Source organism: Brevibacillus sp. NPDC058079 (genome assembly GCF_042885155.1).
Classification (GTDB): domain Bacteria; phylum Bacillota; class Bacilli; order Brevibacillales; family Brevibacillaceae; genus Brevibacillus.
The window spans coordinates 96,525-111,920 of sequence record NZ_JBHVSO010000003.1 but is presented as its reverse complement, the minus strand read 5'-3'; the positions used below and the strand labels follow the sequence as shown (position 1 = coordinate 111,920).

Annotated in this window: 14 protein-coding genes and 1 other annotated feature; all 14 genes read left to right on the top strand. The window is 48.4% G+C overall.

Annotated elements, in window-relative coordinates; all coding sequences use genetic code 11:
• The first annotated feature begins 23 nt into the window (after positions 1–23).
• Positions 24–1,262, top strand: coding sequence for an ATP-binding protein (locus ACFVS2_RS10810; RefSeq protein WP_173618945.1), 1,239 nt, complete (start codon positions 24–26; stop codon positions 1,260–1,262).
• A gap of 107 nt (positions 1,263–1,369) precedes the next feature.
• Positions 1,370–1,696 carry an STAS domain-containing protein gene (locus tag ACFVS2_RS10805; protein ID WP_007726674.1) on the top strand — a complete coding sequence of 109 codons (327 nt, stop codon included), beginning with the start codon at positions 1,370–1,372 and terminating at the stop codon, positions 1,694–1,696.
• 58 nt (positions 1,697–1,754) lie between these two features.
• Positions 1,755–1,996, top strand: a binding site (T-box leader).
• Positions 1,997–2,053: 57 nt separating this feature from the next.
• Positions 2,054–4,726 (top strand): valine--tRNA ligase, encoded by a 2,673-nt coding sequence (locus ACFVS2_RS10800; RefSeq protein ID WP_390233650.1) that lies wholly within the window; start codon positions 2,054–2,056, stop codon positions 4,724–4,726.
• A gap of 43 nt (positions 4,727–4,769) precedes the next feature.
• Positions 4,770–6,143, top strand: a complete 1,374-nt coding sequence (locus ACFVS2_RS10795) for a bifunctional folylpolyglutamate synthase/dihydrofolate synthase (RefSeq protein WP_390233648.1) — start codon at positions 4,770–4,772, stop codon at positions 6,141–6,143.
• A 1-nt stretch (position 6,144) separates the two neighbouring features.
• Positions 6,145–7,527: a UDP-N-acetylmuramate--L-alanine ligase gene (gene murC, locus ACFVS2_RS10790; protein WP_390233646.1), complete on the top strand. Its 1,383-nt coding sequence runs from the start codon at positions 6,145–6,147 to the stop codon at positions 7,525–7,527.
• A 421-nt stretch (positions 7,528–7,948) separates the two neighbouring features.
• Complete coding sequence (locus tag ACFVS2_RS10785) at positions 7,949–8,944, top strand: ketoacyl-ACP synthase III (protein ID WP_390233644.1); 996 nt, start codon at positions 7,949–7,951, stop codon at positions 8,942–8,944.
• Between the two features lie 106 nt (positions 8,945–9,050).
• Complete coding sequence (locus ACFVS2_RS10780) at positions 9,051–9,485, top strand: prepilin peptidase (protein ID WP_390233641.1); 435 nt, start codon at positions 9,051–9,053, stop codon at positions 9,483–9,485.
• A gap of 117 nt (positions 9,486–9,602) precedes the next feature.
• A complete protein-coding gene (locus tag ACFVS2_RS10775; RefSeq protein WP_390233639.1) occupies positions 9,603–10,895 on the top strand; it encodes a hypothetical protein in 1,293 nt (430 codons plus the stop codon).
• Between the two features lie 159 nt (positions 10,896–11,054).
• Positions 11,055–11,294 (top strand): DUF4321 domain-containing protein, encoded by a 240-nt coding sequence (locus tag ACFVS2_RS10770; protein ID WP_007726664.1) that lies wholly within the window; start codon positions 11,055–11,057, stop codon positions 11,292–11,294.
• An 8-nt stretch (positions 11,295–11,302) separates the two neighbouring features.
• Positions 11,303–11,890 (top strand): Maf family protein, encoded by a 588-nt coding sequence (locus tag ACFVS2_RS10765; RefSeq protein ID WP_173618937.1) that lies wholly within the window; start codon positions 11,303–11,305, stop codon positions 11,888–11,890.
• A gap of 101 nt (positions 11,891–11,991) precedes the next feature.
• Positions 11,992–12,690 carry a RadC family protein gene (gene radC / locus ACFVS2_RS10760; protein ID WP_012685551.1) on the top strand — a complete coding sequence of 233 codons (699 nt, stop codon included), beginning with the start codon at positions 11,992–11,994 and terminating at the stop codon, positions 12,688–12,690.
• A 156-nt stretch (positions 12,691–12,846) separates the two neighbouring features.
• Positions 12,847–13,890 carry a rod shape-determining protein gene (locus ACFVS2_RS10755; RefSeq protein ID WP_012685552.1) on the top strand — a complete coding sequence of 348 codons (1,044 nt, stop codon included), beginning with the start codon at positions 12,847–12,849 and terminating at the stop codon, positions 13,888–13,890.
• A 14-nt stretch (positions 13,891–13,904) separates the two neighbouring features.
• Positions 13,905–14,864 (top strand): rod shape-determining protein MreC, encoded by a 960-nt coding sequence (gene mreC, locus ACFVS2_RS10750; protein ID WP_390233635.1) that lies wholly within the window; start codon positions 13,905–13,907, stop codon positions 14,862–14,864.
• On the top strand, positions 14,864–15,388 hold the full coding sequence (gene mreD / locus ACFVS2_RS10745; RefSeq protein ID WP_173618935.1) for a rod shape-determining protein MreD: 525 nt from the start codon (positions 14,864–14,866) through the stop codon (positions 15,386–15,388). Before mreC ends, mreD begins: the two co-directional genes overlap by 1 nt.
• The last annotated feature ends 8 nt before the right edge of the window (positions 15,389–15,396 follow it).

Sequence of the window (15,396 nt, the reverse complement as noted above, 5' to 3'; positions counted from 1 at the left end):
GCGCGTGAATAGGAGGATGAACTGTGATTTTGTGTGAGCGTTGTCCGGACAATCCCACTTGTGATAATTGCCTTGTCGCGCTACGTTCTGGCGGTGCAGCGAGCAAAGTAGTTCCGCCCCGCACTGTAAAGGTGACGAACCTAGCAACGATGGAATCGTTCCAGGCGAAGCTGGTAGCAGTGAGCCGGACGACCATTGGGTTAAGCAGTTCTGATCATGCTTTGCACGGACGCATAGAAATAGAGCTCGCCTATGATTTCCGAATTATCGGTAGCGGATTGCGTGGTATAGCAGGTGATCCGTACCATATTATCGATATCGAAAAAGTTTTGCGACGGGAAGACGTTCTGGAGCGATTGCTCCTGGAAGAATTTCATACATGGCACATGAGTGGCGAATTGGACCCGGCAGACGTCTTGTTACATTGGAAGGATCGAGACGACGAGCGGGGGCGATTAATAAAACAAGAGATTCAGAAGTTATCCATACTGCGTCAGATCGAGACCGTTTTCCTCTATCTTTACGATGAAGGGAAAGTGCGTCCGCTGGGTGACGTTCGTGCGAGTTTGGAAGTAGAGAGAGAAATGCAACGACTCGTCGAAGATGCGGCTGGATCGGGTGGTCCTGTAAGGGAGCAAATTGTCACCACAGATGGCACAAAGGTGTTTGAATTATACACATCTGTATTGCCAGATCGGACCTGTGGAATCGCTTTGATTGACGTCACCGCCGTCATAGCAGAAGAACGAAAACGCAAAAGACGGGAATGGGAGATCTACAGAGATATTCTGGGTGTGGTCACAGAAGGTAAGCTATTGTTGCTTAGTGATGAAGAATTATTTTTCTTGCTTCGGGAAGGGCATAAGCTCTTGGCAATCGATATCCGTTTACCGGAGCAGCTTGCAGAACTGCGTAAATTGTTCAAGCAAGCTTTGGAACCACAAGGCATTTCTGATAAACGAATGCTACAGTTTCTCGTTGCGGTCAACGAAGCTGCTTCCAATACGTTGAAGCACGGAAATGGCGGTGTGGTTACGTTATACCTAACGAATGACAGGCAGATGTGCCGCGCTGTGATCCATGATGAAGGACAAGGAATTTTGCTCGAGGATATCCCGCGAGCTACCCTACAACAAGGATTTTCTACGCGCCACTCGCTCGGGGCAGGTTTTCACGTGATCCTGCAATACTGTGATCGTGTTTATTTGAGCAGCTCCCTGGCAGGCACAAAGCTTATTTTAGAATGTATCCTTTCACGTTAAGCAACCATTTCCAAAAAGCCAAATGTTTGCAAGTGAATGAAAATGGGTAATATAGTAAAAGGACGAGCAGATTGGGTGTACCGATACCTATTGAGAGGAGTTTGAGCATGGACTACCGCGCAACAGAGGCGAACGGACAGGCTACATTGTTTTTCGTCGGAGAGTTGGACATGGCTGTAGGAGATCGAGTAGGTGAATTGCTCCAGCAGTATGGAGGGCGAAATCAATCCGTTACCGTCGATTTTCAAGGTGTCTCCTTTGTAGATTCTTCCGGTATTGGAAGCCTGTTTTTTACCACGAAAGAACTGTTGGCCATGGGCAAACAGGTAGAAATCGTCAATGTCCGAGAAGAAATTCTCGATATTTTGGGCGTGCTCGGTTTTACCGAAGCACTGGGCATTGCAGTTGGAAAAGTGGGCGAAACCCGGGTTTGACGCCAAACAGCGTGATTGTATATAATAGTGAAAGCTAACCATACGACAATTACATACGATATGAACGATGAGTGGGAAGAGTAAGTCAGGACGCCTTAGCAGAGAGGAGAATCAGTTGCTGCGAGATTCTCTAAGGTCATGAATGGCTGAAGGTCGCCCAGGAGTTTTTTCGGTGAAAGCATGTGCCTAGCCGAGACCGGTTCGCAACCGTTATCTTGTCAGAGTGAACACGCCATAAGCATGTAGTTTATCGTGTGTTAACAAAGGTGGTACCGCGAAAATAATCCTTTCGTCCTTTGCGATGAAGGGTTTTTTTATTTTTTGCAAAGCAAGTTATGCTAATAGGAGGAGTCGTACATGTCTACACAGCCAACAACCGACATCGACCAATTGCTGCCGAAAAACTATGATCCAAAAGCAGCAGAGAACAAATGGTATCCGTATTGGATCGAAAAACAATTTTTCAAGGCAGAACGTGACCCGAATAAACGTCCGTTTACGATTGTCATTCCACCCCCGAACGTAACTGGTAAATTGCACTTGGGCCACGCGCTGGATACGACTTTGCAAGATATCATTACGCGTACCAAGCGTATGCAAGGCTACAGCACCTTGTTCTTGCCAGGTATGGACCACGCTGGTATCGCAACTCAAGCGCGCGTAGAAGCTACCTTGCGTGAAGAAGGCGTCTCTCGCCATGATCTGGGCCGCGAAAAATTCGTGGAAAAAATATGGGAGTGGAAGCACATCTACGCTTCGCATATTCGTGAGCAGTGGGAAAAGCTCGGTCTTGCCTTGGATTACTCCCGCGAGCGTTTTACGATGGATGAAGGCTTGTCCCAAGCTGTCCGCGAAGTATTTGTTCGACTGTATGAAAAAGGCTTGATCTATCGCGGCAACCGCATCATTAACTGGGACCCTGCTGCCCGCACAGCTCTGTCTGATATTGAAGTAATCTACAAGGAAGTAAAAGGTGCGCTGCATCACATGCGTTACCCATTGGCAGATGGCACCGGTTATATCGAAGTAGCTACAACCCGTCCTGAAACGATGCTCGGTGATACGGCTGTAGCTGTACATCCGGAAGATGAGCGTTACAAGGACATGATCGGCAAAACCGTGATTTTGCCAATCGTAGGACGCGAAATTCCAATCGTCGCAGATGACTACGTTGATCCTGAGTTTGGTTCTGGCGCTGTAAAAATTACGCCAGCACACGATCCGAATGACTTTGAATTGGGTCTTCGTCATCAGTTGCCACAAATCGTTGTCATGGATGAGACGGGCGCGATGAACGAGCTGGCTGGTATCTACAAAGGCTTGGATCGCTTCGCATGCCGCAAGCAAATCATCAAAGATTTGACTAAGCAAGGTGTGATGTTCAAAGTTGAGGAGCATATTCATCAGGTTGGACATAGTGAGCGCAGCGATGCAGTCGTAGAACCATACCTTTCTACCCAATGGTTCGTAAAAATGCAACCTTTGGCTGACGAAGCACTGGCTAATGCAAATAGCCCTGAGAGCGTGAAATTCGTCCCAGAGCGCTTCAAGACGAATTACCTGCGTTGGATTGAAAACATCCGCGACTGGTGCATCTCCCGTCAGCTGTGGTGGGGTCACCGAATTCCTGCATGGTATTGCGGAGATTGTAACGAAACGATTGTATCTCGCGCAGATGTGACTGAGTGCCCAAGCTGCCACAGCCACAAGCTGGAGCAGGACAACGACGTTCTCGATACATGGTTCTCCTCTGGTCTATGGCCGTTCTCGACCCTGGGCTGGCCGGAAGAATCCGAGGACATGAAGTACTTCTATCCAACGAATGTCCTGGTAACAGGCTATGATATTATCTTCTTCTGGGTTGCTCGCATGATGTTCTCAGGTCTTGAATTTACCGGGAAAAGTCCGTTTGAATCCGTCTTGATTCACGGCATTATTCGCGACTCCGAGGGCCGCAAAATGTCCAAATCACTCGGCAACGGTGTCGATCCGATGGAAGTGATTGAGAAGTACGGAGCGGATGCGCTGCGATACACATTGGCGACAGGGAATTCCCCAGGAAATGACCAACGCTTCTATTGGGAAAAGGTGGAGGCAAACCGCAACTTCGCGAACAAAATTTGGAACGCGTCTCGTTTTGCCTTGATGAACCTGGCTGACTTCAAATACGAGGAAATCGATTTGAGCGGTGAGCTGTCTACACCAGACAAATGGATTCTTTCCCGCCTCCAAGCGACAATCGCAGATGTAACCCGTCTGTCTGACGCATTTGAATTCGGTGAAGCAGGCCGTGTGCTTTACAACTTCATTTGGGATGACCTGTGTGACTGGTATATCGAGATGGCGAAGCTGCCGCTGTATGGTACAGATGAAGCAGCGAAGAAGACAACCCAATCCGTTCTGGTTACAGTTCTGGATCAAACACTCAAGCTGTTGCATCCGTTCATGCCGTTCATCACGGAGGAAATTTGGCAGGCATTGCCGCACCAAGGCGAGAGCATCACAGTAGCACCTTGGCCAACTGTTAACGAGCAATGGATTTTTGCTGAAGCAGAAAGCGAAATGAACCAGTTGATGGATATCATCCGCAGCGTACGCAACATCCGTGCAGAAGTAAACGTACCAATGTCCAAGAAAATTGAGCTCCTGATCAAGCCAAGCGATGCATTGTCCGCTGAGCGTCTGACACGTGGTGAGCACTACCTCAGCCGTTTCTGCAACCCTGAGCGTCTGGAAATCAGCCTGGATCTGGCTATGCCTGATAAAGCGATGTCTGCTGTGATCACGGGAGCAGAATTGTTCCTTCCACTGGCAGGCTTGATCGATATCGAGCAAGAGCTGAAGCGTCTGGAAAAAGAAGTGGCGACACTCAACGGCGAAGTGGAGCGTATTGAGAAAAAGCTCAACAATGCCGGATTTATGGCCAAGGCACCTGAAAAAGTAGTCGCAGAGGAAAAAGCGAAGATGGCAGACTACATGGATAAGCGGGATAAAGTGATTGCACGACTTGCCGAATTGAAGGGCGAATGATCCGCCATACCATCGCATATTTTTGAGAATGGAGCATTGTGGTATGCATGCAGAAGAAGGGTTTGTAGAATATACGCAAGCGCTCGACTGGCTGCATGGACTGCTCAGGTTCGGTCAACGGCCGGGGCTTGAGAGAATGCAGTGGGTTTTGGAGCAAGTAGGACATCCTGAGCGGAGAATCCCATTTATTCATGTGGCTGGCACCAATGGAAAAGGTTCAACCTGCGCATTCCTGACGCAAATGCTGATGGAAGCCGGATATAGTGTAGGTACATTTACCTCCCCCTATTTGGTTGACTTCCGTGAGCGCATCCGTTACAACGGCAGCATGATCACGGAAGAAGATCTATTGCAGCTGGTGAATGAAGTCAAGGTATGGGTGCAACGATGCGAACAAGAAACAGAGTTCGGTTCCCCTACCGAATTTGAAGTGATTACGCTGATCGCCATTCTTTATTTTTCAAGAGTGGCGAGACCAGCGGTAGTCGTATGGGAAACAGGACTTGGCGGGCGATTGGATTCGACGAACGTCGTCCTTCCGCTTGTTTCGGTCATCACGAATATCGGTATGGACCATACGCAAGTGTTGGGAGAAAGCTTGGAAGATATTGCCCAGGAAAAAGCGGGGATTATCAAGTCGGGTGTTCCTGTAGTCACAGGTGAGGTTAGGCCGGAACTTCTCGCGATTTTTGAGGAGCGCACAAGACAAACGAAGAGTACGCTATATCATATTGGTGAACATTTTCAGGCAGAGCAGGTAGAGGAGCAGCTGGGTGACCAACAGTTTCGTTACAAAAGCATTCACCGTCGTGCGGAAGCATCCTACCGTCTTACCATGAATGGCATTCACCAAACAACCAATGCAGCCGTTGCTTTAATGACCATCGATATCCTGCGTAATTACTTCTCTTTCTTGCTGGAGGAAGAAGAAATATTTCGCGGTTTGCAACAAACGCGTTGGCCTGGTCGTCTAGAAGTCATCTCTCCAAGACCAATGGTTATCTTGGATGGGGCACACAATCAGGAAGGAATGGAGGCGCTTGTAAGCAGTCTGGATCGGTTGTTGCCGGACGGAGTACAGTTGCATTTGCTCTTTTCTGGATTGGCAGATAAGCCGCTTGCCAAAATGGCAGAGTCGCTCGTACCAGTAAAGTCAAAAATCCAAAAGCTGCATGTGACAACCTTTGACTTCCCGCGTGCAGCCGAAGCCAATAGCTTACAAGAGTCGTTTTTAGCCGGTGGCTGGGAGCAAGAGTTTCTCGATGCAGTCCCAGACTGGCGGGCGTTTCTCCTTTCTTGGATGCGGGAGAAGCAATCAGCGAAGGCGGATGACTGGTTGGTCGTCTGCGGTTCGCTCTACTTCATCGCCCAAGTACGCGCATTCTTTCCCACTATAGTAGAAGAGGCAGGTGAATAGGGTGGATCAGGCCCAACACGTCCACTTTGTGGGCATCGGCGGTTATGGCATGAGTGCCATTGCCCGCGTCTTGATCGACCTTGGATACAAGGTAACCGGCTCCGATGTCGCCATGAATGATTTGGCGAAAAAGCTGGAAGCAAGAGGGGCGGTCATTCATATTGGCCATAATGCTACCCACGTGGAGGGAGCAGACAGCATCGTATACTCCACCAGTATTTCCAAAGACAATCCTGAGGTGATCGCAGGTCAAGCATTAGGAATTCCGGTCATGCACCGTTCCCAAATGCTTGCTCGCATATTGAATGAACGCACAGGAGTAGCAGTAGCCGGAGCACACGGCAAGACGACCACGACATCGATGATCTCTCACGTGCTGGAAGAGTGCGGTGTAGACCCGACTTTCATCATCGGCGGTGAATTGATGAGTGCTGGTACCAACGCAAAGGCAGGTACCAGTGATTATGTCATTGCTGAGGCAGACGAGAGCGACGGTTCCTTTTTGGAATACAGACCGATGTATGAAATTGTGACGAGCATCGAACCAGATCATCTGGAGCATTTCGATGGCGACTTCAACAATTTGAAACAGGCGTACGTCCAGTTCTTGAGCCATCTAAAACCGGCTGGAAAAGCGATCCTGTGCATCGATGATCAACATGTGCGTGAAGTCATGCCGTCCGTCGAAAAAACGGTCGTGACGTATGCAGTCGATCCGAACTTTGTGGCACAAGCACAGTTTTCTGCCACTTTGATTGAATGTGGAGATCGTTGCAGCACGTGCCAGATTTATCACAAGGATGAGCGGTTGGGTGAATTGTGTCTCGTAGTCCCAGGCAAGCATAATATTGCAAATGCACTGGCTGCGATCATTGTTTGCCTGGATATTGGCCTTTCCTTTGATAAAATTGCACAGGCACTGTCTACTTTTAGCGGTGCCAAGCGCAGATTTCAAATTATCGGGGATGCACGAGGTGTCCTGGTCGTAGACGACTACGCGCATCATCCGACGGAAATTATCGCCACACTAAGCGGGGCAAGGGCATCGGGCCGACGTGTGATCGCTGTGTTTCAGCCACAACGCTACACACGCACGTATTTCCTTATGGATGAATTCAGCCGTGCCTTTGCAGAAGCAGACGAAGTGATTATCACGGATATCTACTCTCCAGCGGGCGAAGAAAAAATCGAAGGAGTTACCTCCGAGGTGCTGGTGCAAAAAATCCGCACCAACAGCCACCCGCGTGCGCAGTACATTCCGACGAAGGAACAAATGCAGGAGCATGTCTTCAAAGGATTGCAAGAGGGCGACCTCGTGTTGACTATGGGTGCAGGGGATATCTGGAAATCCGCTTACTGGCTGGCTGAAAAGCTAGAAAAATAACGGATAGAGACGTAAAAAGACTTGAAACCTACGGGTTTCAAGTCTTTTTATTTACTATCGGAAAGTTTTGTAAGGTATCGATATACCAACAATGCTAGTGAGAAGAAAAAGCACAGGGCTCATAGACCTTGACAACGCCTACCCAGTCGGAACTACAAAAAGGGGACCACGCTTGTCGAACACTTCTCCCTTGAGAAACTTCCGCCCGTAGGGTGGCTTTGGCTCGACGGTCCCCTTTTTGTAGTGGAGACGGTCAGTGAATCCCCCCTGCTGGCGTGTCAGAGTCGAAGAGAACTGTGCTTTTTCTTCTCCTCCACTATGCTGACTCAAACCAGAATTAGATTATTGATTTTAAAAAATAGTACCAGATACTAATATCTAGTGTTATAATCAGATCATAAAAACGGAAGGTGATGATCGGATGATGACAAATGCAAGCCCCTTCAAGTCACGAATTACCGCTATCGGTACGTATGTGCCGAGTCGCGTTCTTACCAATACAGATATGGAAAAACTAGTGGAGACATCGAATGAGTGGATTTTACAACGAACAGGTATTCATGAGCGCCGTATGGCAAGAGAAGATGAATTTACCAGTGATCTGGCCATCGCTGCTATCCACGATATGATCGCGAATTATGGGAAGGATATCCGCGATGTCGATATGATTTTGGTGGCGACCAGTACGCCAGACTATCCATTTCCAAGTGTAGCAAGCCAAATCCAGGCGCATTTTCAAGTCCAGCAGGCAGGAGCCATGGACCTCTCCGCCACCTGTGCAGGATTTACGTATGCGCTCCATATGGCAAATGCGCTCATCAGCTCTGGTTTGCATCGCAAAGTGTTGGTAGTAGGTGCAGAAACCTTAACAAAAGTAACCGACTATACGGATCGCACGACGTGCATCCTGTTCGGGGACGGGGCGGGTGCAGTGTTGGTTGAGCAAGACTCTACGGCTCCTGGTTTTTTGTCCGCCTATTTAGGCTCAAAGGGGGACGGAGGGATTCATGTATACCGATCGGGCTTGTCTACCCATATGGACGGACGAGAATTGAGTGGGAATGGATGCATGGTGCAAAACGGGAGAGAAGTGTACAAGTGGGCAGTAACAACTGTTCCAAAGGGGATGCAGGAGGTAGTGAGCCGGGCGGGCAAAACGCTCGAAGATGTCGACTGGTTCATCCCGCACAGTGCCAATTTGCGCATGATCGAATCCATTTGTGAGAAGAGCCAGTTCCCACTCGAAAAGACACTGTACAGTCTGACGCACTATGGCAACACATCAGCGGCTACCATTCCATTGTCGCTCGCCTTGGGGATCAAGGAAGGCAAAGTAAAGGCAGGGGATACGATCTTGTTGTATGGGTTTGGCGGTGGTCTCGTCCACGCTGGCCTTTTGTTCACTTGGAATCCGTAAACCATGTTCATAAATCGAGAGGCTGTCCAGAATCGTTCTGGGCAGTTTTTTTGTCTCAGGAAAGAAGCGTAATCTTAAGGACAGTTTCAACTTGGGGGATGAAGAAATGGCAAACGCTGTGATATTATTCGGGCTCTGCCTTTACCTCTCGTGGGTAGATTTTCGTCATAGACGAATACCCAATCTTGCATTAGTTGCAGGGTTTGTACTGATTTCTTTTATGGAGTATGTTCTCTCTTCGCCGAGGGAATGGCTGATGGCTGGAATCTTTGCGATTATCTGTTTACTAGTATTTGGATGGATCAGCTGGCACAGGCCGCGTGCGCTGGGGATGGGGGATGTGAAGTTGTTCTCTTTAGTCTGCTATGGACTTGGGGTTCACGATTTTGTAGTCGTTCTTACGGTTGCGAGCTTGGCAGCTATGCTCGTCTCTCTCGCTTTGTTGCTGATACGAAAAGTAAGTATAAAATGCGAAGTACCGTTTGCGCCTTTTGTGACGATTGGGTTAGCCGTCATTTTGTATATGAGCGAAACCTCTTGAAATGGCATGGGGAATAGTAGTAGAAACAAATTTAATAGAATCACTAGATAGAAGTCATAACCCGTCCGAGCAAAACGTATGCTAGTACAAAGAGCCTGTGGCTAGGAGGGCAAGCGTATGAGCGGACAAAATAAAAATCGTGTGACGGTCAAAATGAACGGAAGGTTCTGGGATGAAAAGCGGGACGACATCCCGAAGGAAGCAAGTAGAAAGCGCACTCCAAAGGATGACACGCCTCGTGTTCGTTTTCAAGCGCCTCCCTTGTCGTTTACTGACCCGTTTAAAGAGAAGGGCAACGAAGCATGGGAACGCATGATGCAGCTACGTGGAGCTGTCGCGAAAGAAACGAAGCCGAACATTGAATTCGATCAGACGACAAACGACTCCTTTGAATCCGATTATTCTTTCGAGGATACCGAAGAGAAGGGATACAGGAGTAGTCCTGGTAGTCGGCTCGCAGCGTTATGGCCAAAGGGGCCCTTTTGGCGCACGACATTAACAACGGGTGGGGCTATAGCAATTGGTCTTTTGTTCGGATTTCTTGTTTTGACAGTCTTTTCCCAAAAGGAGTTTTCCGAGTCGTACGGAAATATTCTGAGTGAAACGGTTCAGACACTGACAGCGCCGGGTGCAGGTACTGAACAAACGGCTGGGAAAAATGGCGTGGCAGGTCCCGCTTTGCCAAATGAAAGCCAGCCAACGCATGAGACGCCGACGAATGGTACCGTAGTGGGTCAAAAAGCAATAGCTTTACAACTGCCAGCCGTAAACATGTACGTTGCACAGGCAGGAGTATTCCAGCCGGATGCATCCCCGCAAACAGCTGTAGAACCACTGGAGAAAGCGGGGATTCCTCATCTGCTTTATAAGGACGCAAGCAAGCAGTATATGTTCGCAGCTGCTGCTCCCACAAGAGATGCTGTGCTAGGCTTTGCCGCCAGCTTGAAAAACAAAGGCATGGATATATACGTCAAAGAATTTTCCTTTCCGGCTTTTGAAGGGTCTGTCCCTGTTGGAAAAGCCGCCAACGCATCTGGTGACCCTAACGTGAGTGCCTTTTTCACCCACGGAGTCAAACTCGTCCAAACACTTTCAGCACAATCAGGGCTGATTATTACGACGGGTCAACTTTCGCCAACGGCAAAAGAAACAGCAGAATTAAAAGAAATTCACCGCCAATTTCTGGAGGAAAGTCGTAAAATGGAAGCCAAGGATGCCTGGAAGCCATTGCTAGATGGGATGGTAAATGGGGTGAATCAAGCGCTGGCGGCCAGGGACAAAATGGCAGAAGCGAGCGCTGGAAAAAAGGTGGAAAGCGCCGAATCCTATGCGTGGCAAGTACAGGCGGGTGTCCTTGCCTTTTTCGAGAGCTACTCGAGCTGGATTCAAAATGCACGCTCATCCACATAAGTGCATGTTTATATGGTCTTCCGCAAGGTTTTCTTGCAGGAGGCCTTTTCTTTCTATACAGTAACTACCAAGAGCAATCAGGGATTGTTTCGCTTCTCCCCATTTGCTAAACTTATGTTTGGCAAAAAGAGAATCCCTTATAAAAAGGGAGTTGGGAAAATGGGGAAAGAAACGCTTACTCTCGTGTTTCTGTTGGTGAGTGGACTTTTGTTTGGCAGCATTATCGGGGAGATTTTAAGTCCCTGGCTACCTTTTTTGACCAAGAGTAAAGAGATTACTTGGTCGCCTGCGGCAGATTTAGAAATTTTGAAGTACGAACTGAACTTTCAGGTAAAACTAAATCTAGCCAGTATCGGAGGCTTAGCCCTCGCATTTTGGATACATCGACGAATAAAGTAGGTTGAAAAATGACGAAAAAAAATGTTCCTCTCATTCTGGCTTCATCTTCGCCTCGTCGAAGGGAGCTTCTGCAAGCTTTGGGCTTATCATTTACCGTTATCACCAGTGATGTAGATGAGACGACAGCAGAGCATTTATCTGCGAGCGAAGTAGTAGAAGAATTGTCTTTGCGCAAGGCCAAGGAAGTGGCTTCTCGCTTGACGGAAGGCGTCGTTTTAGGATCTGATACGGTAGTCGTTCTTGATGGCCAAATACTGGGCAAGCCTGTTGATGAAATGGACGCATATCGTATGTTGTCCATGCTTCAGGGGCAAGAGCACACCGTTTATAGTGGAGTCGCCTTGATAGATGTGGAGACAGGCCGTGCGGAAGTCTCACATAGTCTAACACACGTAAGAATTCGAGCTTTAACAGAGCAAGAAATCAAGTCGTACATTGCGACAGGTGAGCCGATGGATAAAGCGGGCTCATACGCCATTCAGGGTATTGGAGCCACGCTCGTGGAAGGAATAACTGGAGACTACTTCACTGTTGTTGGTCTTCCGTTAGGCCTGACGTCTACTCTTTTGACACGTTTTGGGATGCCGATATTGTAAAGTTGTCATGCTTGAAGCAAGCGGCGACGGCCATACGCCTCATGAACATCTCCATGTCAGCCGTTTTCGATAATGTGAATATGGCTGGAGGCGGATATAAAATGGCAACAAATACCTGTAACAAAATGCTGTTAAAAAACGTCCCTTACTATGACCGTCCACGTGAACGACTGCTTCGCGAAGGAGCGGTCCATCTGTCTGATACTGAACTTCTTGCCATTTTACTGCGGACAGGCAGGGAACAAGAGACGGCTCATCAGCTGGCTCAGCGCTTGTTAGCCAGGTTTGGAGACCTGCGTGGTTTAGCCCAAGCCTCTCATGCTGAGTTAACAGAGCTAAAAGGAATTGGTCCAGTCAAAGCGATTGAATTGCATGCTGCGTTTGAGCTTGGGCGTAGATTGATGGGAGTGCCTCGAGAGTATAGGGCTTCTATCCGTTTACCACGGGACGTAGCTGATTTGATGTCGCCAGAGCTTGCTCATTTGACACAGGAACATTTTGTCTGTCTCTTTCTGAATACCAAGAACCATGTGATTGGCAAGCAGACGATTTTTGTAGGCAGTCTGGACGCTTCCATCGTACACCCGAGAGAAGTCTTTAAAGAAGCGATCCGTCGTAGCAGCGCATCGGTGATATGCCTACATAACCATCCGAGCGGTGATCCGACACCTAGCAGGGAAGACATCGCGATTACGCATACATTGCGTGACGCTGGTGAACTGGTAGGGATTTCATTGTTGGATCATGTTATTATCGGGGAAGGCAAGTACGTTAGTCTCAAAGAGCAAGGGTACTTGTAACATGTTTTTACGTGCAAGATTTATCATCGATACGTCTATGAATTCTTGTGCGCATGAAAACCTTCCACAAAAACGCGGTCGCTCTATCTAGGGGAGGCCTCGATAGAGGTTCTCTTATGCTTGTCATTTGGATTAATATTTGGAAGGAGTTTTTTTATGTTTGGTGGATTTACACGTGACTTGGGGATTGACCTCGGCACTGCCAATACACTTGTTTTTGTGAAGGGTAAAGGAATTGTGGTGCGTGAACCTTCTGTTGTAGCGATTCGTACGAATAACAATTCCATTGAAGCAGTAGGGAATGCAGCGAAAAGTATGATCGGTCGTACGCCAGGTAATATCGTAGCGGTTCGTCCAATGAAAGACGGGGTTATCGCTGACTTTGATACAACTGCGACAATGATGCGCTATTTCATCAATCAAGCACAAAAAAATCAAGGTCTGTTTACGCGTCGTCCAAACGTAATGGTCTGTGTACCTTCGGGAATTACTGCGGTGGAAAAGCGTGCAGTCGAGGACGCTACGAAGCAGGCTGGCGCGAAGGAAGCATATACGATTGAAGAGCCGTTTGCAGCAGCGATCGGTGCAGACCTGCCAGTGTGGGAACCGACTGGAAGTATGGTTGTTGACATTGGCGGTGGTACGACAGAGGTCGCTATCATTTCTCTCGGGGGGATTGTTACATCCCGCTCCATTCGTGTGGCTGGGGATGAGATGGACGAGGCGATCATTCAGTACATCAAGCGCCGTTACAACTTGATGATCGGGGAACGGACATCAGAAACATTGAAGTTGGAGATCGGCTCTGCGATTGCTCCTGATGAGGTCGAAAACGTTGACATTCGCGGTCGTGACCTTGTAACCGGATTGCCAAAAACGCTCTCGGTAAGCAGCACAGAGATTGCAGAAGCATTGGCGGAAACCATTTCTGCTATCGTGGAATCGGTGAAGGTAACACTCGAAAAAAGCCCGCCTGAGCTCGCGGCGGACATCATGGATCGTGGGATTGTACTCACAGGTGGCGGTGCGCTCTTGCGCAACATGGATCGCCTGTTAAGTAAGGAAACGGGTATGCCCGTGCATGTCGCGGAAAACGCACTGGATTGCGTAGCGATTGGAACAGGTCGTGCATTGGAGAACATTCACCTGTTCAAATCCAAGCAAGGCATCACCTCTTCCCGACTAAAACGGGGTAAATAAACGGAGGGTAGGGCATGTCGTTTTTCGGGAATAAGCGGCTTATCATTGTACTTGTAGGCTTGGTCCTGCTTATCTCCGTCGTGGGCTTCACTTCTCGTGAACGGGTTAGCCTGACCTGGCCAGAAATGTTCTTCAAAGATACCTTCAGCGTGGTGCAGGGCTTTTTCTATCGCCCTGCCCAGGCTGTTTCTGGCTTTTTTCAGGAAATTGAAGAAGCGTACGGCGTATATGAAGAAAACAAGGCACTCAAGGCAAGTTTGGATCAATATGCTCGTCTCAGTGCCGAATTACACACACTCAAGGCAGATAATGAGCGCCTTCGAGAAATGGTGGGAGCAAAAGATTCACTCAAATCTTACAGGCTTCACTTTGCGGAAGTCGTAGCGAGAAACCCTGATACATGGAACAACGTTGTTACCATCGATCAAGGTTTGAAAAGTGGCATCAAAAAGGATATGGCGGTCATCACTGCCAAAGGAATGATTGGGCGCGTACAGAGTGTTGCCAACTTTTCATCTACAGTTGAATTGTTGACAAGCTATGAACGGCGGGACCATATTTCTGCGGGTATTTTGACGCAGGAACTGGTCGAAGGCAAGCCTGTATACCGTCAGATTAGTGGTGTCATCGAGGAATACGACCCGCAAAAGAGATTGCTCGTCATGCGTAAAATCCCTTGGGGACAGGCCATTAAAAAAGATCAGCAAGTTATTTCTTCAGGTTTGGGAGGAGTTGTACCTCCTAATTTGCCGATCGGCTATATTGTTCGCGTAGAACCAGATGATTACGGCTTGACTCAAACGGCCTACATCCAGCCAAGCGCTGATTTTTCACAATTGAATGAAGTCATGGTTGTGGAACGAGATTTTACAATCGCTCCCAATGGTGAATTGATCCCGCAACAGCCAACTGGCCAGACACAAACACAGACAACTGTGCCCCCGGCTCCACCTGCTAGCGGGGGTGGTCAGTAATGGCTCGATTTTTATTGACGTTGGGCGTCGTGGTTATGTTTGTTTTGGAAGGAACTGTGATGCAAGTATTTTCACCTGGCGCTGGGGGTCTGTCTTGGATGATAGTCCCCCGGTTTGCGCTTGTCTGCTGCGTTTTTATTTCGATGTATCTCGGCAGGCGTGAGGGCTTGTATTACGGGATCGCCTTCGGATTTTTACAAGATGTCCTGTTTGGGCAACTAATTGGAATCTATACCATGTCCATGATGGTGGCCAGCTACTTTGCAGGGATGATCGTTCTTTTGTTCCAGAGAGGATTCGGGATGGTTTTTATTACCAGCTTCCTGATTTTGTTCGGACATGAGTGGCTTTTGTATTCCTTGTTCCGCTTGTTTTCCGCTGCCCCCTTCGATGTTCAATGGATTTTGACACATCAAATTTTGCCTAGTGTGCTGTTTAATCTCGCTTTTGGCTTACTGGTATACTTTCCGATCAAGAATGTATGCAACAAGATTCTGGCGAAAAAGGAAATGCACATGCAGTAAGGGCAAAG